Origin of the sequence: Rothia halotolerans, assembly GCF_004136635.1 — a bacterium.
Taxonomy (GTDB): domain Bacteria; phylum Actinomycetota; class Actinomycetes; order Actinomycetales; family Micrococcaceae; genus Rothia; species Rothia halotolerans.
In genome coordinates, this window is record NZ_NOIU01000005.1 from 91,329 (window position 1) to 117,260 (window position 25,932).

18 protein-coding genes are annotated in these 25,932 nt (G+C 71.6%); 9 read left to right on the forward strand and 9 right to left on the reverse strand.

Annotated features, from left to right (window positions below; genetic code table 11):
- Position 1: 1 nt before the first annotated feature.
- The 4 genes from EWV39_RS12795 to EWV39_RS12810 all read right to left on the reverse strand — a co-directional run bounded on the left by EWV39_RS12795 (position 2) and on the right by EWV39_RS12810 (position 6,408).
- Entirely contained in the window at positions 2–1,471 is a 1,470-nt protein-coding gene (locus EWV39_RS12795; RefSeq protein WP_129661016.1) for an O-acetylhomoserine aminocarboxypropyltransferase/cysteine synthase family protein, read from the reverse strand.
- Positions 1,472–1,544: 73 nt separating this feature from the next.
- The gene (gene xdhC / locus EWV39_RS12800; protein WP_129661019.1) at positions 1,545–2,501 is read right to left on the reverse strand and encodes a xanthine dehydrogenase accessory protein XdhC; all 957 of its coding nucleotides are present in this window, start codon (positions 2,499–2,501) and stop codon (positions 1,545–1,547) included.
- Positions 2,501–4,942 (reverse strand): xanthine dehydrogenase molybdopterin binding subunit, encoded by a 2,442-nt coding sequence (xdhB, locus tag EWV39_RS12805; protein ID WP_129661022.1) that lies wholly within the window; start codon positions 4,940–4,942, stop codon positions 2,501–2,503. The genes xdhC and xdhB overlap by 1 nt, the downstream gene beginning before the upstream one ends.
- The gene (locus tag EWV39_RS12810) at positions 4,939–6,408 is read right to left on the reverse strand and encodes a xanthine dehydrogenase small subunit (protein ID WP_129661025.1); all 1,470 of its coding nucleotides are present in this window, start codon (positions 6,406–6,408) and stop codon (positions 4,939–4,941) included. The genes xdhB and EWV39_RS12810 overlap by 4 nt, the downstream gene beginning before the upstream one ends.
- A gap of 619 nt (positions 6,409–7,027) precedes the next feature.
- On the opposite strand from EWV39_RS12810, the gene EWV39_RS12815 reads away from it, so the two are divergent.
- The 7 genes from EWV39_RS12815 to EWV39_RS12845 all read left to right on the forward strand — a co-directional run bounded on the left by EWV39_RS12815 (position 7,028) and on the right by EWV39_RS12845 (position 15,267).
- Positions 7,028–8,611, forward strand: a complete 1,584-nt coding sequence (locus EWV39_RS12815) for a nucleobase:cation symporter-2 family protein (protein ID WP_129661028.1) — start codon at positions 7,028–7,030, stop codon at positions 8,609–8,611.
- A gap of 118 nt (positions 8,612–8,729) precedes the next feature.
- Positions 8,730–10,055 (forward strand): guanine deaminase, encoded by a 1,326-nt coding sequence (gene guaD / locus EWV39_RS12820; protein WP_202864938.1) that lies wholly within the window; start codon positions 8,730–8,732, stop codon positions 10,053–10,055.
- Between the two features lie 249 nt (positions 10,056–10,304).
- The gene (locus tag EWV39_RS12825) at positions 10,305–10,946 is read left to right on the forward strand and encodes an ABC transporter permease (RefSeq protein WP_129661031.1); all 642 of its coding nucleotides are present in this window, start codon (positions 10,305–10,307) and stop codon (positions 10,944–10,946) included.
- Positions 10,939–12,402 carry an ABC transporter ATP-binding protein gene (locus tag EWV39_RS12830; protein ID WP_129661034.1) on the forward strand — a complete coding sequence of 488 codons (1,464 nt, stop codon included), beginning with the start codon at positions 10,939–10,941 and terminating at the stop codon, positions 12,400–12,402. Before EWV39_RS12825 ends, EWV39_RS12830 begins: the two co-directional genes overlap by 8 nt.
- On the forward strand, positions 12,399–13,160 hold the full coding sequence (locus EWV39_RS12835) for an ABC transporter permease (protein ID WP_129661036.1): 762 nt from the start codon (positions 12,399–12,401) through the stop codon (positions 13,158–13,160). The genes EWV39_RS12830 and EWV39_RS12835 overlap by 4 nt, the downstream gene beginning before the upstream one ends.
- Before the next feature lie 42 nt (positions 13,161–13,202).
- Positions 13,203–14,192, forward strand: coding sequence for a glycine betaine ABC transporter substrate-binding protein (locus EWV39_RS12840; protein WP_129661039.1), 990 nt, complete (start codon positions 13,203–13,205; stop codon positions 14,190–14,192).
- A 64-nt stretch (positions 14,193–14,256) separates the two neighbouring features.
- Positions 14,257–15,267 carry a glycine betaine ABC transporter substrate-binding protein gene (locus tag EWV39_RS12845; RefSeq protein ID WP_238148348.1) on the forward strand — a complete coding sequence of 337 codons (1,011 nt, stop codon included), beginning with the start codon at positions 14,257–14,259 and terminating at the stop codon, positions 15,265–15,267.
- 80 nt (positions 15,268–15,347) lie between these two features.
- Here EWV39_RS12845 and EWV39_RS12850 read toward each other — a convergent pair whose 3' ends face one another.
- The gene (locus tag EWV39_RS12850) at positions 15,348–16,007 is read right to left on the reverse strand and encodes a recombinase RecJ (RefSeq protein ID WP_129661041.1); all 660 of its coding nucleotides are present in this window, start codon (positions 16,005–16,007) and stop codon (positions 15,348–15,350) included.
- Positions 16,008–16,228: 221 nt separating this feature from the next.
- Positions 16,229–16,939, reverse strand: a complete 711-nt coding sequence (locus tag EWV39_RS12855) for a GntR family transcriptional regulator (protein WP_129661044.1) — start codon at positions 16,937–16,939, stop codon at positions 16,229–16,231.
- A 146-nt stretch (positions 16,940–17,085) separates the two neighbouring features.
- Here EWV39_RS12855 and lhgO point away from each other — a divergent pair, with 146 nt between their 5' ends.
- Together lhgO and EWV39_RS12865 are read left to right on the forward strand one after the other, a co-directional pair.
- Positions 17,086–18,303, forward strand: a complete 1,218-nt coding sequence (gene lhgO, locus EWV39_RS12860) for an L-2-hydroxyglutarate oxidase (protein ID WP_129661047.1) — start codon at positions 17,086–17,088, stop codon at positions 18,301–18,303.
- Between the two features lie 161 nt (positions 18,304–18,464).
- Positions 18,465–19,784 carry an MFS transporter gene (locus tag EWV39_RS12865; protein WP_129661050.1) on the forward strand — a complete coding sequence of 440 codons (1,320 nt, stop codon included), beginning with the start codon at positions 18,465–18,467 and terminating at the stop codon, positions 19,782–19,784.
- Positions 19,785–19,844: 60 nt separating this feature from the next.
- On the opposite strand, the gene EWV39_RS12870 is transcribed toward EWV39_RS12865, so the two are convergent.
- From EWV39_RS12870 to EWV39_RS12880, 3 genes are all read right to left on the reverse strand, one after another.
- Positions 19,845–20,642: a metal-dependent hydrolase gene (locus EWV39_RS12870; RefSeq protein ID WP_129661053.1), complete on the reverse strand. Its 798-nt coding sequence runs from the start codon at positions 20,640–20,642 to the stop codon at positions 19,845–19,847.
- A gap of 321 nt (positions 20,643–20,963) precedes the next feature.
- A complete protein-coding gene (locus EWV39_RS12875; protein ID WP_129661056.1) occupies positions 20,964–21,692 on the reverse strand; it encodes a hypothetical protein in 729 nt (242 codons plus the stop codon).
- Positions 21,685–25,557 (reverse strand): TM0106 family RecB-like putative nuclease, encoded by a 3,873-nt coding sequence (locus EWV39_RS12880; protein ID WP_193554717.1) that lies wholly within the window; start codon positions 25,555–25,557, stop codon positions 21,685–21,687. Before EWV39_RS12880 ends, EWV39_RS12875 begins: the two co-directional genes overlap by 8 nt.
- Positions 25,558–25,932 lie beyond the last annotated feature (375 nt).

Sequence of the window (25,932 nt, forward strand, 5' to 3'; positions counted from 1 at the left end):
TCTAGCCCTCCCTCTGATCGGTGGATACGCAGCAGGCGGCGTTCATCGCCGTCCCGCCGCCGTCGACCGCGGCGTTGCCCTCGGCCGCGGAGCCGGGGGAGGCCGCACCGGCGCCCGAGGACACGGCGTCCTCGGCCGGGGCCCCCGTGACGGGCTCGCCCGCCCGGTCGAGCCCGGTGGCGGCGGCCAGCGCCTGGTCCAGGTCCCACAGGATGTCCTCGGGGTCCTCCAGGCCCACCGAGATGCGGATCAGGTCCTCGCCGACCCCGCCCGCCGCGAGCTGCTCGGGCGTGAGCTGCTGGTGCGTGGTCGAGGCCGGGTGCAGCACCAGGGTGCGGGCGTCGCCGATGTTGGCCAGATGGCTGGCCAGCTGGAGCGACTCGATGAATCGCTCGCCGACCGCCCGGGCCGAGAGCTCCCCGGTCCCCGCCACGCCGAAGCTGAACACCGAGCCGACGCCCAGCGGCAGGTACTTCCGCCCGCGCTCGTAGTGCGGGTGGTCGGCCAGGCCCGCGTGGTTGACGTACGCGATGCGCGGGTCCGACACGAGCCAGGAGACGACCTCCGAGGCGTTGGCCAGATGCGCGTCCATGCGCTGGGGCAGGGTCTCCACGCCCTGCAGCAGCTGGAACGCCGACTGCGCCGCGAGTGAGGGCCCGATGTCGCGCAGCTGCTCCGAGCGCAGCTTGGTCAGGAACCCGTACTCGCCGAAGTTCCCCCACCAGGAGACCCCGTTGTAGGAGGGGACCGGCTCGGTCATCGAGGGGAAGTTGCCGTTGCCCCAGTCGAAGCGGCCGGACTCAACGACGACGCCGCCCAGCGTCGTCCCGTGCCCGCCGAGGAACTTCGTCGCCGAGTGGATCACGATGTCCGCGCCGTGCTCGAGCGGCCGGACGAGGTACGGCGTCGAGATGGTCGCGTCGACCACCAGCGGGATGCCGGCCTCGTGGGCGACCTCGGCCAGCCCCTCGAGGTCGGCCACCTGGCACGCCGGGTTGGAGACGGCCTCGGTGTAGATCGCCTTGGTGTTGGGCCGCAGCGCGTCCTTGAAGGCCTGGGCGTCCATCGAGTCGATGAACGTGGTCTCCACGCCGAAGCGGCGCAGGGTCACGTCCAGCTGCGTCACGGTGCCGCCGTAGAGCTGGGCGGAGGAGACGATGTGGTCCCCCGCCTGGGTCAGCGCGGCGAAGGTGATGAACTCCGCGGCCATGCCGGAGGCGGTGGCGACGGCGCCGATGCCGCCCTCCAGGGACGCCACGCGCTCCTCGAAGGCGGAGACGGTGGGGTTGCCCAGGCGGGAGTAGATGTTGCCGTACTTCTGCAGGGCGAAGAGGTTGGCGGCGTCGTCGGCGTCCTTGAAGACGAACGACGTGCTCTGGTAGATCGGCACCGCGCGGGCCCCGTGCTCGGAGTCGGGGGTTCCGCCCGCGTGCAGCGCCCGGGTGCGGAATCCGAAGGTGTGTTCAGCCATGTGGATCCTTCAAGATCAGGGGATGGTCCACCTCTTATGGTCGGTCGGCGCGGTGCCGGGGCGCAACTGCTCGTCATGTTTCGGGCGGGCCGGCCCCGGGGGCTCCGGTCCGTGCCGTGTGCGGCGTCGCGCCGGGGGCCTCGGTCCCGCCCGCGTGCGGCTTCACGCCGGGGGCCTCGGTCCGTCCCGCGTGCGGTGTCGCGCCCGGAGCCTCGGCCGGGTCCGCGCCCCGCCTCGCGCCGTGGGTCTGCTCGGCCAGCTCCGCCGCCACGCTGAGGGCGATGACGGCGGGAGACTTGCCGGTGACGCCGGGGATCCCGATGGGGCAGGCGATGCGTGAGACGGCGGCGTCGTCGTGCCCCAGCTCGCGGAGCCTCTTGCGGAAGCGGGCCCACTTGGCGGAGGAGCCGATCAGGCCGAGCGTCCCCAGATCATCCCGGCGCAGGGCGGCGTCGCACAGGACGAGGTCCTCGGAGTGGTCATGGGACATGATCCGCACGTGGCTGCCCGCCGGGAGCTCCGCCAGGAGGGTCTCCGGGGCCGGGGCGTGGTGCACGCGGATGCTCGCGGGGCCCTCGAGCTCGGCGAGGGGCCGGGCGGACTCGACGGCGCTGCCCCGGCTGTCCGCCACGTGCACGGTGAGCGGCAGCCGCGAGAGGGCCCGGACCAGCTCGAGGCCCACGTGCCCTGCGCCGAAGATCGCGACGACGGGCGGCGCCTCGACGGGCTCGAGCAGCACCGAGACCTCCCCGCCGCAGCACTGCTGGCCGTAGCGGGTGCGGGCGTGCTCGCTGAGCGGGATCTCCAGGGAGAGCGGCTCGGCAGCGCCCTCCCGGAGCATCCGGCGCGCCCGGTCCATCACGGTGGCCTCGAGGTTCCCGCCGCCGATGGTGTCCCACGAGCCTCGGGAGGAGACGACCATCTTGGCGCCGGCCGCCCGGGGCGCGTGCCCGCGGACCCTCGTCAGGGTCACCAGAACGGCCGGGACGCCCTCCTCGTGCAGACGCTGGAGAGCGGTCAGCCACTCCATCAGACCGACTCCGCCTCCCGCGGCGACCTGGCCGCCTGGGGCCCGGGGCCCTCTCCGCTGCCGATCTCCTCGCGCTCCTCCTCGGCGCGCCCGCCCTCGCCGGCGGGCTCGCGGCCCGAGACCTCCCGCAGGGCCCAGAACACGGCCTCGGGGGTGGACGGGCAGCCGAGGTCCACCTCGACCCCGCCGGGGCCGAAGGCCTCGACCGCGGTGCGCAGGGCCTCCCGCACGCTCATCCCCAGCATCAGCGGGGGCTCGCCGACGGCCTTGGACCCGTAGACGACGCCGGACTCGGTGGCCCGCTCGAAGAGGTGGACGTTGAACTCCTCGGGCATCTCCGAGAAGCTGGGCAGCTTGTACGTGCTCGCCGCCTGCGTGGCCAGCCGGCCCCGCCGCTCGCCCTCGGAGACGTCCCAGCGCAGCTCCTCGAGGGTCAGCCACCCGGTGCCCTGGACGAAGCCCCCCTCGATCTGGCCGATGTCCACCAGAGGGGAGAGGGAGTCGCCGACGTCGTGGATGATGTCGGTGCGCAGGAGCCGGTAGGAGCCGGTGAAGGCGTCGACCTCCACCTCGCTCGCCGCGGCGCCGTAGGCGAAGTACTTGAAGGGGTCGCCCTGCATCTTGGCGAGGTCCCAGTGGATCCCCTCGGTGCGGTAGTAGCCGGCGGCGAAGAGCTGGACCCGCTGGAAGTAGGCGTCGCGCACCACGTCGTGGAAGGGGATGGGCTTCTTGCCCAGGGCGCTCACGGCGTCGTCGGCGAAGCGGATGTCGTGGGGGTGGCCCCCGAACTTCCCGGCCGCGACCTGCGCGAGGCGCTCGCGGATCTGCTCGCAGGCGTTCTTCACCGCCCCGCCGTTGAGGTCCGCTCCGGAGCTCGCGGCCGTCGCGGAGGTGTTGGGCACCTTGTCGGTGCGGGTCGGCGCCAGGCGGACCCGGTCGAGGCGGACCCCGAGGGTGGTGGCCGCGACCTGCCGCATCTTGGTGTGCAGCCCCTGGCCCATCTCCGTGCCGCCGTGGTTGATGAGTACGGAGCCGTCCTTGTAGACGTGCACGAGGGCACCGGCCTGGTTGTAGGCGGTGAAGTTGAAGGAGATGCCGAACTTCACCGGCGTCATGGCCAGTGCCCGCTTGGCCTCCGGGTGGGCGGCGTTGAACTCGGCGATCTCGGCCCGGCGGCGGGCGACGTCGGCGCGCTCGGCGAGCGTGTCCCAGATGTCCTGCAGCCTCTCGGCGTGGCGGACCTCCTGGCCGTAGGGCGTCCTCTCGCCGGGCCGGTAGAAGTTGCGGCGCCGCAGCTGGCCGGCGTCGACCCCCAGCAGGGGGGCGCAGCGGCCCAGGATATCCTCGATGACCAGCATCCCCTGGGGCCCGCCGAAGCCGCGGAAGGCGGTCTGGGAGGTCTTGTGCGTCCGGGCGATCCTGCCCCGCACCTCGATGTTGGGGATCATGTAGGCGTTGTCGATGTGGCACAGGGCGCGGGAGAGCACGGGCTCCGAGAGGTCCAGCGACCAGCCGCCGTCGGAGGTGAGTGTCGCCTCCAGCGCCGCGATCCGTCCCTCCTCGTCGAAGCCGACCTCCCACTCGGCGTGGAAGGGATGGCGCTTGCCGGTCATCGTGATGTCCTGCGTCCTGGTCAGCCGGAGGCTGACCGGCCTGCCGGTGCGGACCGCGCCGAGGGCGGCCACCGCGGCGAGGCCGTGGGGCTGCATCTCCTTGCCGCCGAAGGCACCGCCCATGCGCAGCGACTGCACCGTCACGTCGTGACTGGCCAGGCCCAGGACGTGGGCCACGATCTCCTGGGTCTCGGTGGGGTGCTGGGTGGAGGAGTCGACCAGGACCTGGCCGCCCTCGTCCACGCGGGCGAAGGAGGCGTGGGTCTCGAGGTAGAAGTGCTCCTGGCCGCCGAACTCGAAGGACCCGCGGAAGCGGCGGGGAGCGGCGTCGAGCGCGGCGCGGGCCTCGCCGCGGGCCATGAGGGGGCGGGCGCCCTGGAAGCTCTCGGCCTCGATGGCCTCGGCGAGCGTCACGATCGAGGGGAGCGGCTCGTACTCGACCTCCACGGCCTCCGCGCCCTGGCGGGCGGCGTCGACGGTCTCGCCGAGGACCCAGCACACGGCGTGGCCGTAGTACATGACCTCGGAGGGGAAGAGCGGCTCGTCGTGCTTGACCCCGGAGTCGTTGAGGCCGGGGACGTCCTCGGCGGTGAGGACCTCGGCCACGCCCGGGACGTTCCGGGCGCGCTCGGTCCGCAGGGAGGTCACGCGCGCATGGGCGTGCGGGGCCTGGACGGGCCAGGCGTGCAGGGTCCTGCTGTCCCGGAGGGCGAGGTCCTGGGTGTAGAGGGCCGCTCCGGTGACGTGCTGGCCGGCGCTCTCATGGGCCGTGCGGGCACCCACCCCCTCGGGGGCGGTGCTGGCGGGGGGATGGATGACGGTGCTCATCGGCTCGCTCCCACGTGCTCGGAGGGTCGGTGCTGGGCGAAGAAGCGCATCATGGACTGCTCGAGCATCGCCGAGCGGTAGCGGGCGCTCGCCCGGTGGTCGTCCATCGGGGTGCTCTCCGAGGTCATGGCGACGGAGGCCTCGCGCGCCGTCTCCTCCGTCCACGGGCGGTCCAGCAGGGCCTCCTCTGCGGCACGGGCCCGCAGGGGAGTGGCCGCGACGCCGCCCAGGCCGATGCGGACCGAAGAGATCCTGCCCTCCTCGAGCTGCAGGGCGAAGGCGGTGGAGACCGAGGAGATGTCGTCGAACCGGCGTTTGGCGACCTTGTAGAAGGCCGTGGTCTCCGCCAGCGGGAGCGGGATGCGCACGGCACGGAGGAACTCGCCCTCCCGCCGGACCGTCCGGCGGTACCCGGTGAAGTACTCGGAGAGGGGCACGGTGCGCTCGCCGGAGGCGGAGAACAGGACCAGCGAGGCGTCCAGGGCCAGCAGCACGGGGGCCGAGTCCCCGATCGGCGATCCGGTGCCCAGGTTCCCGCCGAGGGTGGCACTGTTGCGCACCAGCCGGGAGGCGAACTGCGGGAAGAGCTGCGCGAGCAGGGGGATCCTGCCCGCCAGGGAGCGCTCCAGCTCCGAGAGAGTCATGGCGGCGCCGAGCTCCACGTGGTCCTCGGCGAACCGGAGGGAGCGGAGCTCCTCGAGGTGGTCGATGGCCAGCAGCAGCCGCGGCCGGGTGTGCCGGATGTTCACCTCGACGCCGACGTCGGTGGCCCCGGCCAGCAGCGTGGCATCCGGGTGCTCGGCGTAGCGCTCGGCGAGCTCCTCGACGGTGGCGGGGCGGAGGAAGGTCGACGCCGTGGTGCGCACCTCGGTGCGCCGGGCGGGCGGGGCCGCGAGGGCCTGGCGCTCGAGCAGGGGGTCCTCCGGCTCGGGGATGCCCAGGGCGTAGGCGGCGTCCTTGATGGGTCGGTAGCCGGTGCAGCGGCAGAGGTTGCCGCTGAGGGCGTGGAGGTCGAAGCCGTTCTCCCCCATCTCCGCCTCCTTCTCCGCGGCGGGGAGGGGAGCGCGTTCGGGGCGGTAGTACTCGGCGGCCATGGAGCAGACGAAGCCGGGGGTGCAGAAGCCGCACTGCGAGCCCCCGCGCTCGGCCATCTCGCGCTGGACGGGGTGCAGGTCCTCCGTGGTGCAGGGACCGGGGGCGGAGCCGAGGCCCTCGGAGGTCACCAGCTCCTGCCCGTCGAGCGCCAGCGCCGGCGTCAGGCAGGCGTTGACGGAGGTCCAGCGTGAGCCGCCGCGCCCGTCGGGGCGGGCCACGAGGACGGCACAGGCCCCGCACTCACCCTCCGCGCAGCCTTCCTTGGCGCCGGTGAGCCCCAGGCCGCGCAGCCAGTCCAACAGGTTGAGGTGCACGGGCACGTCGTCGTCGACCCGTGGCTGCCCGTTGACGGTTATCTGGAATGACCCCATCGTCGCTTCCTCCTTGAATTCTTCGAATGCCTTGAACGCGCTGAGGGCGGTGGGGAGCGGGGAAGACGAACCGCGTGGCGCGTTTCCTCTCAACGTGGTGTCCCACCCAACAAGGCGAGTCCGATGCGGGTTTCCCCGAGCATTGCGGTTGAGTCATGGTAGCACCTTTGACGGAAGCGCGAATCCGCATCGTGGAATTTTACTCGGCTGTACACGGGGCTCCGGTCTTGTTCGGGCGGTATTCCGGGGCTCTCCGAGGCGGAGGGTTGGCTTCCTCCGCTGCGTCACACGGGCGATCCGGGGGCTTGCGGTCGGAATTCCCGGAGTGGCTTGGACCACTCCATCCCCCCTGGAAAATGAACTGGAGTCTTTTCAGATTCCCCTCGAATCAACCGGGAAATCACCGGGCTCGCCCCTTCCCCATGAATTTCGGATCGGTCGGCAGCGTCGGGTGGGGGACAGAGTCGCAACCGGGAAACATTTGTCATTCCGGGAGTGATCCGAGTTACACTAGCCGCGATGCGAAGAACGAATACCGCATTGTGAAAGTTCTCCGTTTCCTGGGCCAGGGTCCGACGGCTTCGCCTCTCCCGGCCCCCTGTGAGGGAAGGGTCCCCCGATGAGCACCGACAACAAACCCCGACCATCCGCCCGACGCACCTCGATCCCCGCCTCCTCCCAACGACCCGAGGACGCCTGGCTGCCGATCGGCAGGATGATCGTCTTCGGCCTGCAGCACGTCCTGACCATGTACGGCGGCCTCATCGCGGTCCCCCTGGTCGTCGGAGGCGCCATCGGGCTCCCGGCGGGCCAGACGGCCATCCTGGTGACGGCGAGCCTCTTCGTCGGAGGCCTGGCCACGATCCTGCAGAGCGTGGGAGTCCCCTTCCTCGGAGCCAAGCTCCCGGTCGTCCAGGGGGTCACCTTCGGCGGCGTCGCCACGATGCTCGCCATCCTCGCCACCCCGGGCAACGACATCACCACGGTGCTGGGGGCCGTGATCGTCGCCAGCGCCATCGGCTTCCTGATCGCCCCGTTCTTCGCCTCGATCGTCCGCTTCCTGCCGCCGGTGGTGACCGGGACGGTGATCGCCGCCATCGGGCTGAGCCTCATCCCCGTGGCCTCCGACTGGGCGATGGGAGGCGACGCCGAGGCCGCCGATTACGGCGCCGTCACCAACGTGCTCCTGGCCTTCATCACCCTGGCGATCACGCTCCTCTTCAGCAAGGTCGGGTCCGCGACCCTCTCCCGGCTCTCGATCCTCCTGGGGCTCGTGCTCGGCACCGTCGTCGGGGTGTTCATGGGCCTCACCGACTTCTCCGAGGTCGGCGAGGGCTCCTGGGCGGCGCTGCCGGAGATCTTCGGCTTCGGGCTGCCGAGCTTCGACGTCGCGGCGATCGTCTCGATGCTCATCGTCATCCTGGTGGCCAAGACGGAGACGGTGGCCAACCTCCTCGCGGTCGGCGAGGTCGTCAAGACGCCCGTGGACCGACGCCGCATCGCCAACGGGCTCCGGGCCGACATGCTCTCCTCGACCCTCGCCCCGATCTTCGGCTCCTTCACCCAGACCGCCTTCTCGCAGAACATCGGCCTGATCGCCCTCACCGGGGTGCGGAGCCGCTTCGTGGTGGCCGCGGGCGGGGTCATCCTCGTGATCATGGGCCTGCTGCCCATCCTCGGCCAGGTCGTGGCGGCCATCCCCATGCCGGTGCTGGGCGGGGCGGGGATGGTGCTCTTCGGGACCGTCGCGGGCTCGGGCATCCGCACCCTCAAGAGCGTCTCCTTCGAGGGGAACATGAACCTCATCATCGTCTCCGTCTCCCTGGCCTTCGGGATGATCCCGATGGTCCAGCCGGACTTCTACGGCGACTTCCCCTCCTGGTTCCAGACCATCTTCTCCTCTGGCATCTCCTCCGCCGCCATCATGGCGGTGCTGCTGAACCTCCTGTTCAACGAGATCAGATTCGGCAACTCCAAGGACCCCTCCGTCTTCGCGGCCAAGCCCATCCGCTTCCTCACGGCCTCGGAGCTCCAGAAGCTCCGGGAGGGCGACGCGGTGACCGATGGCAGACTGGTGGACCGCGACGGGGTGGAGGTCCCGCAGGTCCCGGACGACAGGACGGCGGAGGTGCGGGACGCCATCGCCTCCGGCGAGGTGACGGACACGAGCCAGATCAGGATGATCCTCGACGGCAGGGAATAGCGGCACGGCGGGCGCGCCGACGCCGCGCCGGGGCGGTCCCGGCCGGGGCGGCGTCGGCATCGGCGCAGTCCGGTCCCGCGGACGAGCGGCGCATCCCACGGGAGAGAGGGCACGGGCAGTGAGCGAGACGGAGCGGGGCCGGAGGGGTCCCATCGACGGCGGGGAGGCGGCTCTGCGCATCGTGACGGGGCACGTCGTCACTCCCGTCGGGGGCCCCTCGGGGGAGGTGCTCGACCTGGAGCGCGGAGCGGTGGCGGTGCGGGACGGGCGCATCCTCGCGGTGGGCGAGGCGGCCGAGGTCCTCACCCGGTATCCCGAGGGCCCGGTGGAGCCCCACGGCGAGAGCCTCGTGGTCCCCGGCTTCGTGGACTGCCACGTCCACTACTCCCAGATGAACATGATCGCCTCGCCGGGCCTGGAGCTGCTGGAGTGGCTGAGGAACTACACCTTCCCCGCCGAGGCGCGCTTCGCCGACGCCTCACACTGCGCGGAGGCGGCGGACTTCTTCACCGAGCAGCTGATCGCCCAGGGGGTGACGACGGCGTGCGTCTACCCCACGGTCCACCCCGGCTCGGTCCATGCGCTGTTCCGATCCGCGCGGGCGAAGGGGCTCCGCCTGATCACGGGGAAGGTGTGCATGGACCGCAACGCCCCCGAGCACCTGCTCGACACCCCCGAGCGGGCCTACGAGCAGAGCCTGGAGCTGCTGGAGGCCTGGCACGGCCGGGGGCGGCTCGAGTACGCCCTGACCCCGAGGTTCGCGCCGACCTCGTCCCCGCGGCAGCTGGAGCTCCTGGGGCGGCTCGCCGAGGAGCATCCCGACGTCGTGATCCAGACTCACCTGGCGGAGAGCCTGCCTGAGTGCGGATGGGTCGGCGAGCTCTTCCCCGACGAGGACGACTACACCGCCGTGTACGAGCGCTATGGCCTGGTCAGGGAGCGCTCGGTCTTCGGCCACGCCATCCATCTCTCGGACGGCGAGCTGGACCGGCTGGCCGCGGCCCGAGCCTCCCTGGCCCACTGCCCGACGTCGAACCTCTTCCTCGGGTCGGGGCTCTTCGAGTTCGGGCGCCTCCGCCGCCGGGGGCTGCGGATCGGGCTGGGGTCCGACGTCGGCGCCGGCACCAACCTCTCGCCCCTCGCCTCGCTGAACGAGGCGTACAAGGTCAGCCGGATGGTCGGCGAGCCCATAGGCCCCTTCGAGGCCCTCCGGCTGGCCACCCTGGCCGGCGCCGAGGCGCTGGGCCGGGCCGACCGGGTGGGCAGCCTGGAGCCGGGAAAGGACGCGGACCTGGTGGTCCTGGACCCCTGGGCCACCCCGGTGCTCGGGCGGCGGGCGGACCATGCCGAGAGCACGGCGGAGCTGCTGTTCGCGCTGATGATGCTCGGGGACGACCGGAGCGTCCGTGCCGTGTACGTCGCCGGTGAGAAGGCGAAGCGCTAGGGAGCCGGGAGCGGTGGGAGGCGGGGCTCGCCGGCCTGCCGGGGCCGCAGGGGCGTCGCGCTCCGGGCCCTCATCGCGCGCCGGGGCCGTCACCGCGCCGGGCCGCTGCCGCGCGCCGGCGGCGCCGTTGAGCCCGGGTCGTCGCAGCGGGCCCGCGGAGAGGCGAGTTGGTCAAAATCAGCAGACTGATTATTGTGGAGAGCTGGAGCTTTGTCTCACACGTCACTCGCCGATCACCCAAGGACCACTATGAGCTCATTCTTCGCCGAGCGGTGGGAGCAGATCCTGTCCGCCAGCTGGCAGCATTTCAGCCTGGTGGTGCAGTGCCTGATCCTCGCCACCGTCATCGCGATCCTGCTGGCAGCGCTGTGCTACCGCAGCCGGGGCCTGACCTCCCTGGCCAACAACGTCTCGGCCATCGGTCTGACCATCCCCTCCTTCGCCCTGATCGGCCTGCTGATCATCCCGTTCGGCTTCGGCGTCGTGCCCGCCGTGATCGTGGTGGTCTTCTTCGCCGTGCTGCCCATCCTGCGCAACGCGGTGGTGGGGCTGGCCGGCGTCGACGCCTCCACGATCGAGGCGGCGCGCGGCATCGGCATGAGCCGGGCCAAGACCTTCTTCCGGGTCGAGCTCCCGCTCGCGTGGCCGGTGATCCTCGCCGGCATGCGGGTCTCGGCGCAGATGACCATGGGCATCGCCGCCGTCGCGGCGTACGTCCTGGGCCCCGGGCTCGGCAGCTACATCTTCTCCGGACTCTCCCGCCTGGGCGGGGCCAACTCGCTGGAGTCCGTCGCCGTCGGCGTCATCGCCGTCGTCATCCTGGCTCAAATACTCGACGCGGCCCTCCTCATCATCGGCCGCCTGACCACCTCAAGGGGTATCCGTGTCTGAGAACACCGACAAGTCGTCCACCGGCGCAGCGATCCTGATCGAGAACGTCACCAAGCGCTACGGGGGCGGGAAGAAGCCCGCCGTGGACCAGCTGACCCTGGAGATCCCCGCCGGCCAGATCGTCATGTTCGTGGGTCCCTCGGGCTGCGGCAAGACCACCACGCTGAAGATGATCAACCGCCTCATCGAGCCCACCGAGGGCCGGCTGATCATCAACGGCGAGGACGTCACGGACATCAACGGCGACAAGCTGCGCCGCAAGATCGGCTACGTGATCCAGGCCGGCGGGCTGCTGCCGCACCTGACCGTGGCGGCCAACATCGGGCTGGTGCCGAAGATGCTGGGCTGGGACAAGTCCCGCATCGCCGAGCGGGTCGACGAGCTGCTCGACCTGGTCTCCCTCGACGCGGACACCTACCGGGACCGCTACCCCAAGGAGCTCTCCGGCGGCCAGCAGCAGCGCGTCGGCGTGGCCCGCGCGCTCGCCGCCGACCCGCCCGTGCTGCTCATGGACGAGCCGTTCGGCGCCGTCGACCCCATCACCCGGCAGCGCCTGCAGGACGAGCTGATCAACATCCAGGCGGAGCTGCACAAGACGATCGTCTGCGTGACCCACGACTTCGACGAGGCCGTGAAGCTCGGCGACTGGATCGCCGTCTTCGACGAGGGCGCCCGGATCGTCCAGTACGACACCCCCGAGCAGATCCTCGCGAACCCCGCCAACGAGTTCGTCGAGAACTTCATCGGCTCCGGGGCGGGGCTCAAGCAGCTGAACTTCGCCCGCGTCAAGGACGTCGACATGCGTCCCGGCGTCATCGGGCGCCCCGAGCAGAAGCCGGCCGAGGTGCTCGAGCTGGTGACGCTCGCCGAGCGCCGCAACGCCGTGATCCTGGACCAGCGGGACCGCCCGCTGGCCTGGCTCTCCCGCGAGCAGCTGAAGCGGATGACCGAGCTGCCGAAGACCCGGGACGAGAACCTCCCGCTGGTCTCCACCGGCTCGACGCTGAACGATGCCCTGGACTCGATGCTCCAGGCCAGCACCGGATCCGCGATCGTGGTGGGCAACCGCGACCAGTTCCAGGGGCTGATCTCCGTGGAGACGGTGATGAACGCGATCCGCGAGCTGCGGGAGAACGCCTCCCGCCAGCAGGCCCCGGTGGGCAACAACACCGGCGAGATCCCGCGGGTGAACGGCCACGGCGACGACGCGGCGGAGGACGAGGCCGGAGCCGGCTCCCACGCCGCGGTCCGTACCGGCCGCCACGCCGCGCCCGGTGACCAGGCCCCGTCCGCGGGCGGGAGCGCCGCCGAGCCGGCCTCGGCCTCCGCCGAGCCCGAGACGACCTCCGGAACGCCCTGGGCGGGCACCCGCCCCGAGCAGGGCAGCTCCGCCGCGGACGGCACACCCTCCGGGGGCGCCGCCGAGAACCCCGACCGCCCGGAGGGACGCCCGTGAGCACCGCATCAGACAGCGCAGCGCTGGACACGGGCCGCCGCCAGTGGACGGGCCTGATCGTCCAGCCGATCGTGATCCTCCTGGCCCTGGGCGCCGTCGCCCTCTGGATCAGCAACGCCGACCTGACCGACACCGAGCGGGTGACCCTGAGCGTCTCCTATCTGTGGGGGTTGACCCTCGAGCACTTGAAGCTCACGGTCGTCGCGGCGGTGATCGTGCTGGTCCTGGCCATCCCGCTCGGGATCCTCCTGACCCGCGGGCCGTTCCGCCGGTACACCACCCCGGTCATGGCGATCGCCAACATCGGCCAGTCGGCGCCCGCGATCGGCCTGGTCGTGCTCTTCGCCTTCTGGCTCGGCTTCGGGTTCGAGGCCACCGTGGTCGCCCTGATCCTGTACGCCTTCCTGCCCGTGCTCGGCAACACGATCGTGGGCCTGCGCGGGGTCGACGGGAGGCTCATCGAGGCCGGCCGCGGCATGGGCATGAGCGCGGCCGCGGTCCTGTTCAAGATCGAGCTGCCCCTGGCTCTCCCCGTGATGCTCGCCGGCATCCGCACCGCCCTGGTGCTCCTGGTGGGCACCGCGACCCTGGGCGCGTTCATCGACGGCGGCGGGCTGGGCCTGCTGATCACCACCGGCGTGAACCTGGCCCTGGACAAGGTGCTCATCACCGGCTCCCTGCTCGTGGCGCTCCTGGCGCTGACCATCGACTGGATCGCCAGGCTCTTCGAGCAGGTCGCCCGCCCGCGGGGGCTCTAGAACGATCCACGAGAAGCCGCGACCGAGGAGGCCGTGAGAATCATGTTCAGCAGAAAGCACACCGCGACGACGGCGCTCGGCCTCGTCGGGCTCTTCGCCCTGGCCGGCTGCGGCCTGAACCCCTCGACGTCAGAGGTCCCGGCCGTGGCCGAGGGGAGCATCGAGCCCGTGGAGGGGGCGGACGGGGAGAACCTCGTCGTGACGTCCAAGAACTTCACCGAGCAGATCATCCTCGGCAAGATCGCCGTGCTGACGGGCGATGCCGCGGGCTTCGACGTCCAGGACCTGACCAACGTCCCGGGCTCACAGCCCGTCCGTAACCTCATGACCACCGGCGACGCCGACGTCACGATCGAGTACACCGGCACCGCCTGGCTGACCTACATGGGCCACGAGAAGGGCATCCCCGACAAGCAGGAGCAGTGGCAGGCGGTCCACGACGAGGACCTCGGCAACGGCCTGACCTGGGGCGCGCCGGGGACGCTGAACAACACCTACGCCATGGCCGTGCGCTCGGACTACTCCGAGGCCAACGGCATCACGAAGCTCTCCGACATGGCCAAGGTCCCCGTGGAGGACCGCACCCTCTGCGTGGATTCCGAGTTCAACTCCCGCAGCGACGGGCTGAACCCGATGCTCAGCGCCTACGGCATCGAGCGCGGCACCCCCGAGGGTGTGCCCGACTCGAACATCGCGATCCTCGACACCGGCACGGTCTACTCCGCCACCGCCGGCGGCGAGACCTGCAACTTCGGCGAGGTGTTCACCACCGACGGCCGCATTGACGCGCTGGACCTCACCGTCCTCGAGGACGACCGCAGCTTCTTCCCCGCCTACAACGCCTCGGCGGTGCTGAACACCGAGTTCCTCGACCAGTACCCGGAGCTGGAGGACCGCTACAACGAGGTCGTCGCCCGCCTCACGGACGAGAAGATGCGGGACATGAACCTCAAGGTCGACGTCGAGGGCCAGGACCCGGCCCAGGTCGCCTTCGACTGGATGGTGGAGGAAGGCTTCATCCAGGAGTCGTAGGACTCCCACCGGGACGCCAGGTCACCCCGGCACTCACCTCACGAGACACATCAAGGAACCCACGTTGTCCTCTCATAAAAGAATCAAGGTCCTCGGGCTCGGCGTCGTCGCGACGCTGGCCCTGGCAGGCTGCGGCCTCCAGCCCGCCGGCTCCTACGTGCCCGAGCTCGGGCAGGGGAGCATCGAGCCCGTGGAAGGGGCCGAGGGCCAGGAGCTGGTGGTGGCCTCCAAGAACTACACCGAGCAGCTGATCCTCGGGAAGATCGCGGCGCTGACCTCCTCGGCGGCGGGGTTCGAGGTCACCGACCTGAGCAACATCCCCGGCTCGCAGCCCACTCGCCAGATCATGGCCACCCACGAGGCGGACGTGTTCTTCGAGTACACCGGATCCGCGTGGCTGACCTACCTGGGCCACGAGCAGGGCATCAAGGACCAGCAGCGGCAGTGGGAGGCGGTCCGGGACGCCGACGCCGAGTACGGCCTGACCTGGGGCGCGCCCGCCCCCATGAACAACACCTACGCCTTCGCGGCGCGCCAGGAGATCATCGACCGATACGGGATGAAGAGCCTCTCCGACATCGCGAAGGTGCCGGTCGAGGAGCGCACGTTCTGCGTCGAGTCCGAGTTCAACTCCCGCCAGGACGGCATCAACCCCATGCTGGAGACCTACGGGATCCCCCGCGGGACCCCCGACGGCGTCCCGGAGGACAACATCGCGATCCTCGACACCGGCTCCGTCTACACCGCGACCGCCGACGGCGAGACCTGCAACTTCGGCGAGGTCTTCACCACCGACGGCCGCATCCCGGCGCTGAACCTCACCGTGCTCGACGACGACAAGCTCTTCTTCCCGCACTACAACGTGGCCCCGGTGCTCAACACCGAGATGGCCGAGCGGTACCCCGAGCTCATGGACCGCTACGAGCAGGTCTCGCAGGAGCTCGACAACGAGACCCTGCAGCAGCTGAATTACCGCGTGGACGTGGAGGGCGAGGAGCCCGCCCAGGTCGCCTTCGACTGGATGGTCTCCGAGGGGTTCATCACCGATCCGGGCGGGAACGCGGAGGAGGGGTAGGCGAGGCGGGGCCCGGGGCCGCTCGTCCGGCCTCTGCGGCCCCTCCCGGCGCCGCGCCCGTCCGGCCGTCCGGCGCCGGCCTAGAGCCGGCCGAGCAGCTCCGCGGCCGATGCCCGCCCGGCGGCCTCTTCGTGCCAGCCGGTGCGGATGAGGGCCTTGCTGACCGCCTGCGGCGAGATGTGCAGCGCCTGGGCGATGGCCCGGTGCTGCCCTCGCACGTCCGGCACCAGCAGGTCCACGACCCGCCATTCGGCCTCGGTACGGTGGTCGATGATCCGTGCCAGCAGGCGCAGCATCGAGGTGATCGCGTCCGAGAGCCCCGGATCCTCCCCCTCGGCCGCGACGTCACGGCACGGCAGCCTCGCCGCGCAGCGCTCGATCGCCGCGCGGGCGTAGCCGAGAGCCGGGCCCTCCGGCTCGCCGTCGCCCAGCTCGAGCGCGCCGACGCCGATCCCCGCCAGCACGCCCCGCTCGCGGATGGCGTGCAGCGCGGCGCTCAGGGCGGGCGCCGGCTCGGTGAAGACCGCCCTGACCTCGTCCGGGTAGGTCGTCGAGAACGGCACCGGGCGGCTTCCGTCGGGCACGGGGAGGGCGTTGAGGCGCTCGGCCAGCTGCGCCGCCGTCGAGGGGGTCGCGGCGCGGGGCGCCGCTGCGGCAGGCCGGGCGGCCTCGTCGTGCGTCGGAGCGGCCGCTCTCTCCCGGCCGGATGCGCAGTGCTGGGCAACGATCAGTACATACATATCCCCACCAGTATGCCCCGAAGTGGGGCGTCCCACCGTGTATGTCGCCGTGGCGTCGCGCCCCGTGCCGACCCGCCGGTGCGGACGCCGCGCGCCTCGGCTCGGGGCGCGCGGCAGGGTCTCTGCGATCTCTTCTTGCATGTTGCATGCAACCTGTCAGGATCTTGTAATCCACACCACAGCGAAGCGACCGGCGGACGACGCCGGCCAGGAGGGGAGGGCTAGTGCAGCAGCCAATCGATGGCCTCGTCGGCGTCGACGTCGGCGAACTCCGCGCGGCTGCGCGTCTCCTGCCGGATGAGCATCTTGGCGGTGTGGCCGATGTGGCGGGCGACGGCGTCGCCCACGGCCCCGGCGTCGCCGGCCCGGAAGGCTGCCATGATGTCCGCGTGGTCCTCGAAGCACTCCCGCGGGGAGCGCGAGGTCGGCACCGTCCCCTTGCCGGTGCTGAGCACGAAGTCGCGCTGCTCCTGCAGCACGGCGCGCGCCTTGGCGTTGCGCCCGCCGGAGATCAGCGCGCCGTGGAAGTCCCGGTCGGCGCGCAGCACCGCGTCGGCGTCGCCCGAGTCCGCAGCCTCGGCGAAGCGCGCGTAGGCGGCCTCCAGCTCGGCGGTCGTCTCCGGCGTGCGCAGCTGCGTCGCGCGCCGGGAGAGGGGCACCTCCAGCATCAGGCGGAGCTGGAAGACCTCGATCACCGACTGCACGCTGGTGCTCAGCACCCGCACGCCGCGGTTCTTCTCGACCCTCACCATGCCGCGCCGGGCCAGCTCCTGGAGCGCCTCGCGGATCGGGGTGCGGGAGACCTTCAGCTGGTCCCCCAGCTGGGTCGCGGTGTAGAGCTCGCCGGGGACCAGGTCGCCGCTGAGGATCGCCCCGCGGATCGCCTCGATCGCCTGGTCGGTCAGGCTCGTCGGACGCAGTACGGACTCCATCCTCCCAGTATGCCAAACGGGTCCGGCACCGGGCCCTGCCCTGAGCGCCCGCCCTGCTTTGAGCGCCTGCTCCGCCCCGAGTGCCTGCTCCGCCTCCCGTGCCGCCGGGCACGGACTCCCAGGAAATCCATCGAAAGGTCATCTACGTGAGCACACCCTCCTTCGCCGTGATCGGCGCCGGGATCATCGGCGCCGCCGTCGCACGCGAGCTGCTGAACCGCTATCCCGGCGCCGAGGTCACCGTCTTCGAGAAGGCCTCCGAGCCGGCGGCGCACCAGACCGGGCACAACTCCGGCGTCGTACACGCGGGCCTCTACTATCAGCCGGGGAGCCTCAAGGCGCGGATGTGCCGGCGGGGCGTGGACCTGCTGCGCGAGTTCGCCCTGGAGAAGGGCGTGCCGTACGAGGAGTGCGGCAAGCTCGTCGTCGCCCTGGAGCAGTCCGAGGAGGCCCGACTGCGGGCCATCCACGAGAAGGCGGTGGCCAACGGGGTCCCCGGCGTCGAGCTGCTCGGTCCGGAGGGGATCGCCGCGATCGAGCCCAACGCCCGCGGGCGCCTGGCGCTGCACTCGCCGCACACGGCGATCATCGACTACGCCGCCGTGGCCCGGGCCCTGCTCGCCGAGGTCCGCGCGGCCGGCGGCACCGTCCGCTTCGACACCGAGGTCGAGGACATCTCCAACGACGCCGGCCGCTGCGGCATCCGCACCTGGGCGGGGGAGGAGGAGTTCGACATCGTCGTCGCCTGCGCCGGCCTGCAGTCGGACCGGATCGCGCGGATGGCGGGAGGGGACCGCTACCCGGTGATCGTGCCCTTCTTCGGCCAGTACTCCCAGCTGGCGCCGCAGCACCGGGACATCCTCAACGGCCTGGTCTACCCGGTGCCGGATCCGGCCTACCCCTTCCTCGGGGTGCACCTGACCAAGCGGGTGGACGGGGAGATGCTGGTGGGCCCCAACGCCTTCCTCTCCTTCGGCCGCGAGAACTACGAGGGATCGCGGATCGGCGTGCGGGACAGCCTCGCGGTGAGCGCGAGCCCCGCCTTCTGGCGCTTCGCGGGACGCAACATGAAGGCCGCCGGGCGGGAGGCGGCGTCGGTCCTCTCCCGCAGGAAGTTCCTGGCCGGGGCCGCCGCCTACGTGCCCTCGCTGGAGGGCGCCGAGTCCCGGCCGATCACCCGGGGCATCCGCGCGCAGGCGATGGACGCCCGCGGCGAGCTGCTCGACGACTTCGTGATCGAGCGGGTGGGGCGCGCCGTCCTGCTGCGCAACGCGCCCTCCCCGGGGGCGACGTCGTCCCTCGCGATCGCCGAGCACATCGTCGCGCAGATCGCGGACGACCGGGATCTGATCCCCGCTTCCTGACCGCCCCGAGCGGCCCCGGCGCTCCCGGCTCCCTCCCGGAGCGCGGGCGGCGGCCGGGCCCCTGTGTCCTGGCCGGCTCCGCCGGCTGAATCCTGACCCGTGGTCGGTGCCGCCGGCCTCCCCTCCCCCCCCCAGCCCCCGATGTTTCCGATGGAGTGAGCATGACGACGACCCACCGACCTCCGGCCGCAGAGACCCCCGAGGAGCAGCACAGACGGCTGCGGAAGGTCAGGACCGCGACGGTGGTGGGGACCACCGTCGAGTGGTTCGACTTCTACCTGTACGCGACCATGGCCTCGATCGTGTTCGGCACGGTCTTCTTCCCGCCGGGCGACTCCAGCCTGGGGACGCTGAGCTCCTTCGCGACCTTCGCGGTCGGCTTCCTCGCCCGGCCCATCGGCGGCATCGTCTTCGGGCACCTCGGGGACCGGGTCGGGCGCAAGCCCACCCTGGTCATCACGTTCGCGCTGATGGGGACCTCGACCTTCCTGATCGGCCTGCTGCCGACCTACGGGACCATCGGGGCCTGGGCGCCGATCCTCCTGGTCGTCCTGCGCATCCTGCAGGGCGCCGGGGCGGGCGCGGAGTACGCCAGCGCCGCCGTGAACTCCTACGAGCACGCCCCGGAGAACCGCCGGGGGCGGCAGGGGGCCTGGCCGGCGCTCGGGCTGAACCTGGGGCTGGTGCTCTCCTCGGCCACGATCCTCCTGCTCAGCATCAACGGCGACGAGTTCCTGATCGCCGGCGGCTGGCGGATCCCGTTCCTCGCCAGCATCGTGCTGGTCGCCGTCGGCATGTGGGTGCGCAACGCGCTGCCGGAGTCGCCGACCTACGCCGGTCAGGTCAAGGAGGCCAGGATCAAGCCGCGGTTCCGCGACGTCTTCGTCAAACACTGGCGCGGGCTGCTGGTGGTCTCCGTGGTGGCGATCGGGTACAACGCGCTGAGCTACATCTTCCAGACCTTCTCGGTCGCGTACCTGACCGAGTTCCAGGGGGCCACGGCCGCGGTGACCTCGGGGTCGGTGATGGTGGCGGGCGTCGTCGCGATCGTCATGGTGCCGATCTTCGGGGCGATGTGCGACAGGTACGGATCCAAGGCCGTGATCTCGCTGGGCGGCATGGCCTCGGCGGTCTTCGCCTTCGGGTTCCTGGGGCTGCTGGCGCTGGGGCAGACGTGGGCGATCTTCCTGGCAGTCGGCGTCGGGACGGGCGTGCTCGCGCCCATGATGTTCTCCGCGCAGGGCGCCTTCCTCAGCCGGCAGTTCCCGACCGAGTCCCGCAGCGCCGGTGTGGGCACCGCGCGCGAGCTGGGTACGGCGGTGGCCGGCGGGCTCGCGCCGCTGGGGGCGCTCTCGCTGGTGGTGGCCTCGCCGAGCAACTCGACCGCGGGCGTCGGGGTGGTGCTGGTGGCGGCGGGCCTCGCGGTCCTGGCGGGCGCGTGGTTCGACCAGGGGCGCAGGTTCTCCAGCGGCAGGAACTGACGCCTCGCGGACGCGCGACGCCCCGGGCCCCCTCTGCGCGAGGGGTCCGGGGCGTCGTCGTCATCCCGGCAGGCTCCCCGCCGCGGCGGGGACGAGCGAGGCGGGGAACCAGTCGGGCAGATCGTCCCAGGTGGGCAGCTCGAGGCTGACGCCGAACACGCTGGAGGCGATGATCACCACCATGAGCACCACGCAGGCGGAGACGAGCAGGTTTTCACGGCGCGAGCCGGCGTTGCCGAGCAGCGGGACGCGGATGCGGTGGCCGTGGGCCCATTCGAGTCCCGAGGTGGTCAGCGAGTCCCCGATCAGGTGGGAGAGATGCCCGATCGTCAGGGCCGCGGCCAGCCACCACCAGGAGCCGGCGTCGGGGAAGACGAGGTAGGCCCCGTAGGCGGCGGCGCCCGCGAAGACCCAGCTGTAGAGGTCCGAGAGCAGCCAGGTGCTCTTCCGCCATCTCCTCCCGAGCCCCCGGTGCAGGGTGGTCTTGGCCAGGGCCTGGGTGCCGAAGGCGGTGTAGACGAAGAACAGAGCCAGCCCGCCCCAGCGGCCGAACAGGGTCACGACGGCGAAGTCGAAGGCCGCGCAGACCAGCAGAAACCACAGCCGGTGCGTGCCCTGCCGGTGCCCGCCGGAGAGCTTGCCGGCCGCGGCCGCTATGCCCTTGGTGATGAAGCCGCCCGACTGCGCGATCGAGGCGCTGGGGTGGTCGATGTCCGGTCGCAGGGCCGCTCCCGCGACGGGCAGGCAGCCCATCAGCAGGATCGCCGGGGTGGCGGTGTAGCCCATGGCCGGCAGCGCGTAGGCGGTGCCGGCCGTCCAGGTCGCCGCGCCGAGCACGGCGTGGCCTTTGCCCATCATGGGGTCAATCGTCTCCTTGTCGGTGGGCACCGCCTCGTCCGCCCCCCCGGAGGAGGGCAGGGACGCGAACGGCGCGGGGCATGGCTGATGATCGCCGCTCCCGTGTCCGGGAGCGGCGATGCGTGGGGGATGGGACCGGCCGGAGGGCGCGGTCCGTAAGAGGGAAACGGCGGTCGGCTCGATGCGTCGCGATGCCGCCGAGATCCGTTCGGCGGGGGCGGGTGCGCTCAGGGCCTCGCCGCCGCGCCCCGTTCGGGAGCGGCGGCGGGCTCAGAGCCGGGAGAGGCCGTCGGGCTCAGAGGGCGGAGCGGACCCCGCGCCTCACTCCCAGAACATCGTCTCGACGTCGACGCCGCGGATCACCAGCTCCTCCATCAGGGCCTCCCGGCAGATCAGCGGCAGGGCCACCGAACCGACCGTGTCGTCCGGACCGAGGTACGGCGTGGCCTGCGCGAAGCCGGCGCGGAAGCGGGCCAGGGACTCGCACAGGCCGATCACGTCCTGGAGGTCCTCCTCGGTCGCGAACACCCAGAACGAGTCCTGGTCCGTGAGCTGGAAGAGCCCGACGGGGTGCCCGCGCTCCTCGACCGAGCGGCGTCGGATCCATCCGCCCGGCGTGCCGGGGCCGAGGGGAGGGCAGACGGGGTCGAAGTACCACGACTGCGCGCGCTCCAGCCACTCGGGCATCTCGGGGAAGTAGACGGTCGCGCTCTCCTCCTCGGGCCACTCCGTCCGGGAGAAGATCGCGGCGTGCATCGCGTTCCAGAAGATCTCCTCGTCGCCCTCGATGCCCACGGCGTTCATGTCCTCGGGCTCGGGATCGGGCTCGAAGACGGCGTCGTCCTCGGTGGCGCTGCGTTCCCAGTAGGTGGTCCGGGTGGCGAGATCGGCCGAGAGCAGGAAGGTCTCGATCTGCTTCAGGAACTCCGGGTCGCCCACCGCCACGGTCTGCTCCTCGAAGTGCAGGATGTACGGGGCGCGGGGCTTGAAGCTCGGCTTGATGATCTCCACCTCCTCGTCCCTGTCTCCGCTGTTCGTGCCATTATTCACGGGAATCCCCCTTTCTCTCTACCGCCTCCCAGGCTTTCGCCTCCCGGCGTAGCGTCACGAAACCGCCGAGGATCGCCAGCGCCTCGGGGGTCGCGGGCCAGTAGTCGGTGAGGCTCGGCGAGCTGACGATCACCGCGCACCACTGCCCCCTGGACACCGCGACGTTGAGGCGGTTGGGGGAGAGGAGGAAGTCCATGCCCCGCGGTACCTCCTCCGCGGAGGACGCGGCCATCGAGACGATGACTACCGGGGCCTCCTGACCCTGAAACTTATCGACGGTGCCGACCCGGATCCCCTCCTGATCCGCATCCGCCAGCCCCGCTTCCGCGAGGGCCTGAGAAATCGCGTCCACCTGGGCGTTGTAGGCAGCCACGACGAGGACATCCGCAGGCTCGAGCGGCCTCTCCTCTTGGTCCGGCGCACGGCGCCACCTCCTTCCGAGGAACTGCTGGGCCACCCGGACGACGCCGCGGGCCTCCTCGCGCGAGGAGGTCGCGTTGCCGAGGTGGCCGATGTCGAGACGGTACACCCCGGGCGGCGTCGCCGCCAGGGCCCTGCCGGCCGCCGCGGGCGCCGAGCGCAGCCGCCCCCGGTAGGAGAGACGGGATACCGGCGCGCACAGCCGAGGATGCATGCGCCACGAGGCGTCCAGGAAGTACCCGAACTCGGCGGGCAGCGTGCGCTCGCCCGCCGAGAGCCAGCCCAGGGCCGACTCGTCCACCGGATACGGGTGGCTGCCCTGCGTGACCTGCGGCAGCTGCTGGGGGTCGCCGAGCAGCAGCATGCTCCGCGCCGCCCGGGAGACCGCGAGCATGTTGGCCAGCGAGTACTGCCCGGCCTCGTCGATGACCAGCAGGTCCAGCGCCCCGGGCTCGAACCGGTCCTGGTTGGCGAAGTCCCACGCGGTGCCGCCGTAGATCCGGCCGCCCTCCTCGGCGAGGAAGCCGGGGATCTCCTTCGGCCCGATCTGCCGCCACGGCGGCGGAGGCGGGGGCTCGACGTCGTCCTCCGCCTTCTTCACTGCCCGCGGCTTGGCCTTGGCGATCGCCTCGCCGGGCACCGCGCCGTTCTTGATGCACCCGCGCAGCAGGTTCTCGATCACCGCGTGCGACTGGGCGACGACGCCGATCTTCCACCCCTCGGCCACCAGACGCCCGATCACGTGCGAGCCGACGAAGGACTTGCCGGTGCCCGGCGGGCCCTGCACCGCGAGGTAGGAGTCGTCCAGGTGGGCCACGGCCGCGTGGATCGCGCTGACCATGGGGAGCTCGGCGGCGGCGTGCTCGGCGTCGTCGGGCTGGGGGAGGGGGCCCTCGCCCGTCAGCCGGGGCGCGCGGCGGGTGAGGATGTCCAGGCCGGCGCCGTGGGGCAGGCGGGCGGTGCCGCCCGGGCCGCTCCACAGCGCGGCGTCGACCTCCTGGGCCAGCTCGGCCAGCGAGTCCTCCTGGGCCTGGGTGCGGATCGGCGCCGCTGGGGTGAGCGCGAGCGGCAGCTGGGGGAAGGCGTCGGATCCCTGGGGCCGGGTCTCGAGGACCTCGACCCGGTAGATGCCCTCCGCGCCCGCGGGCTCGATCGACTCCACGGCGGCGCGGGCGTCGCTGGCGCGGGTGACCACCGGGGCGTTGCCGCCGCTCAGCGCGTCCAGCCGCTCCTGGCTCTGGAGCACCTTGTCCGCGAGGTATCCGGGCAGCGGGGCGCCGTACATCCCGAACAGTCCCGAAGCCCCCGGCTTGAGCCCGGACCCGTCCGCGATGCGCGCGGTCCCGGCCAGCCTCCGACGCTCGGTCCTGGCGCGGGGGCCGGGCACATGCCAGTCCTCGGTGACCGCGAGCCGCTCGAAGAGGACGACGTCGCGCTGGCCCTCCCACTCCGAGACCGGAGCGGAGAGCCGGTCGAAGTGCGCCCACCAGAACTGCTTGCGCTCGCGGCGGTGGTAGCCGGTCGCGGAGGAGACCATGGCGACGGCGCGCACGGTCCGCTCCAGCTCCTCCGGGTCCAGGCCGGTGCCCTCCGGCGTCGCGGTCTCGACGAAGTGGTTCAGCGAGGCCTCCACCGGGCTGATGCGGGCGTCGTCGAGCTCCTCGGCCTCGGGGTCCGGCAGGAGGGCGGTCGGGGGAGCGGCGGCCTCCTCGGCGGCGTCGCGCCCGGCCAGGCCCAGCAGCCAGTCCCGCAGCCGCAGGGTCGAGACGCAGTCGTAGCGGTTGTAGTCGTGGATCGAGTCGAGGATGCGGCGGGCCTCGGCCTCCTCGCCCGCGTCCCGGGCCAGGCAGTAGTCGGCGTAGGCCACCACCGAGGCCGCGGCGTCGGTGACGTCCCCGCCGCGCAGGTCCTCGCCCATGTACAGCGGCTCGAGCTTCTTGATCGAGTACGAGGGCTGGGAGATGCGGACGGCGGAGCGCACCGCGTCGTACAGGTCCACCAGCACCTCGTGGCGCAGGAGGTCGTCCACGTCCTCCTCGCCGACGCCGTGCCGGGCCGCGAGGTCCCGCAGGGCGCGCTTCTCGTAGTTGGCATAGTGGTAGATCTTCATGCCGGGGTAGCGCTGCCGGCGCTCGCGGACGTAGGCGAGGAAGTCCAGCAGCGCCTGCTTTTCCTCGGCGCGCGAGTGGGCCCAGAACGGGATGAACCGGGGCTCATGTTCCGCGGATCCGGTACGTATTCCATCCCCAGGCGGGGCCTCGACGACGCCGAACAGGTACTCGATGCCCCACGAGGAGTCGTGGGCGTCCTGCCACAGGGGGTCGCCCTCGAAGTCGAAGAAGATGTCCCCGGCGTCGGCCCGGGGGATGCGCCGGAGCGGGGCGGGATCCTCCACGGTGTAGGAGACGGTGCGCTGCTCGCCGGCGGCATCGACGTAGGAGACCGTGCCGTCGGGCTCGGCCAGGCCGCACTGCATCCGCGCCTGGCGCTGGGCCTGGCGGACCGACTCGGGCAGCCGGTGCCCGCGCTCGTCGTGCTCGGGGAGGCCGGCGAGGTCCTCCACGGTGCGCACGCCGTAGCGCTGGAGCAGGCTCTTGCGGCGGGCCATGGACATGCCCGCGACCTGCAGGACGTCGCGGTGCTCGGCGATCTGCGCCTCGCAGTGGGGGCAGCGGCCGCAGCGGGCGACGTCGTCGGCGAACCAGCCCACCGGCTCCCGGCGGCGCAGGTGAGCGGCGGTCATGGCCTCGAAGCGCTCCCGGCGCTCGCGGTAGACGGCCAGGAAGTCCCCGACGTCGAAGCTCGCCTGCTCCCGGTCCCCCAGGATCAGCGTGACCCGGTCCGAGACCGGGATCCCGGCCGCGGCCAGCTGATCCGCGTAGGCGGCGAGCTGCAGCAGCGCCGTGACCTTGGCGTGGCGGGCGAGCTTGGTGTCGTAGACGGCGTAGGAGCCGTCCGGCTCGCGGATCAGGAAGTCGGAGCGGCCGTGGAAGCGGCCGTCGTAGAAGGAGGCCTGGAAGACGACGTCGGCGCCCTCCCGCAGCGCCCGCACGGACTCCTCGTGCTTGGCGGCCAGGGTCGCGTGGTCCATCCGGCGGGCCGGCTCGATCTCGTAGACCCCGCTGCCCCCGCCCTGCCCGGCGTCCTCGGAGCCCGACGACGACGCCGCCCGGAACGGCCCGTACTGCGTCTTGAGTTCCTCCAGGACGGCGGCCTCGTGCTCGTCACCCAGCCGGGACGTGCGCTCCAGCATGAGGTCCTCGGGGACGTCCAGGCGGGGGACGCGGCCCAGCTTCTCGTCCAGGATGCGCAGGGTGGCCCAGGGGCACTCGGCGGCGCGCACGAGGTCGCTGGCCGAGTAGACGAGTGAGCGGGGCGGCACGGCGGCGTCGAGCTGATCCGGGCTCGCGGCCGATGGGGCAGCGGGGGCCTGCACGAAGAACACGTCTGCCTCCTAGTGTGCTGGGACTGGTCCCCCGTCAGGGGTGTGACGAGGGGCTTTGGGCGTTGGCTCCAGCGTAGGGGAGGGGACTGACAAGTTAAGGCCGGAGCTGCCTGAGAGGGGAAGACGCCACCCGACCGAGGAAAGTTCTGGGATTCCGCCCCGTGTGGGCAGGGATCGTGCGGATTTAACGGTTCCTTCACCGTTTTCTGTCCGTGAGCCATTTTTTGCTTTCACGGACACGATGTATTGCGATGGTGAGGGTGGAGGCTCCCCTGTGTGACCTTCGGTGGGATCGCTCCCTCTCGGGGAGAAGATTCTGGCGGGTGGCCGGCATCTCTGGGGCGCCTCTAGAAGCCCTCTGGTGAAGGTGGCAGT

What these genes read in the sequence shown, in the direction of transcription:
- EWV39_RS12825 (WP_129661031.1), top strand. Translation starts at nt 10,305, where the DNA reads ATGAGCTCATTCTTCGCCGAGCGGTGGGAGCAGATCCTGTCCGCCAGC.
- EWV39_RS12810 (WP_129661025.1), bottom strand. Translation starts at nt 6,408, where the DNA reads ATGGGGTCATTCCAGATAACCGTCAACGGGCAGCCACGGGTCGACGAC.
- EWV39_RS12795 (WP_129661016.1), bottom strand. Translation starts at nt 1,471, where the DNA reads ATGGCTGAACACACCTTCGGATTCCGCACCCGGGCGCTGCACGCGGGC.
- EWV39_RS12850 (WP_129661041.1), bottom strand. Translation starts at nt 16,007, where the DNA reads ATGTATGTACTGATCGTTGCCCAGCACTGCGCATCCGGCCGGGAGAGA.
- EWV39_RS12865 (WP_129661050.1), top strand. Translation starts at nt 18,465, where the DNA reads ATGACGACGACCCACCGACCTCCGGCCGCAGAGACCCCCGAGGAGCAG.
- EWV39_RS12840 (WP_129661039.1), top strand. Translation starts at nt 13,203, where the DNA reads ATGTTCAGCAGAAAGCACACCGCGACGACGGCGCTCGGCCTCGTCGGG.
- EWV39_RS12855 (WP_129661044.1), bottom strand. Translation starts at nt 16,939, where the DNA reads ATGGAGTCCGTACTGCGTCCGACGAGCCTGACCGACCAGGCGATCGAG.
- EWV39_RS12815 (WP_129661028.1), top strand. Translation starts at nt 7,028, where the DNA reads ATGAGCACCGACAACAAACCCCGACCATCCGCCCGACGCACCTCGATC.
- xdhC (WP_129661019.1), bottom strand. Translation starts at nt 2,501, where the DNA reads ATGGAGTGGCTGACCGCTCTCCAGCGTCTGCACGAGGAGGGCGTCCCG.
- EWV39_RS12870 (WP_129661053.1), bottom strand. Translation starts at nt 20,642, where the DNA reads ATGATGGGCAAAGGCCACGCCGTGCTCGGCGCGGCGACCTGGACGGCC.
- xdhB (WP_129661022.1), bottom strand. Translation starts at nt 4,942, where the DNA reads ATGAGCACCGTCATCCATCCCCCCGCCAGCACCGCCCCCGAGGGGGTG.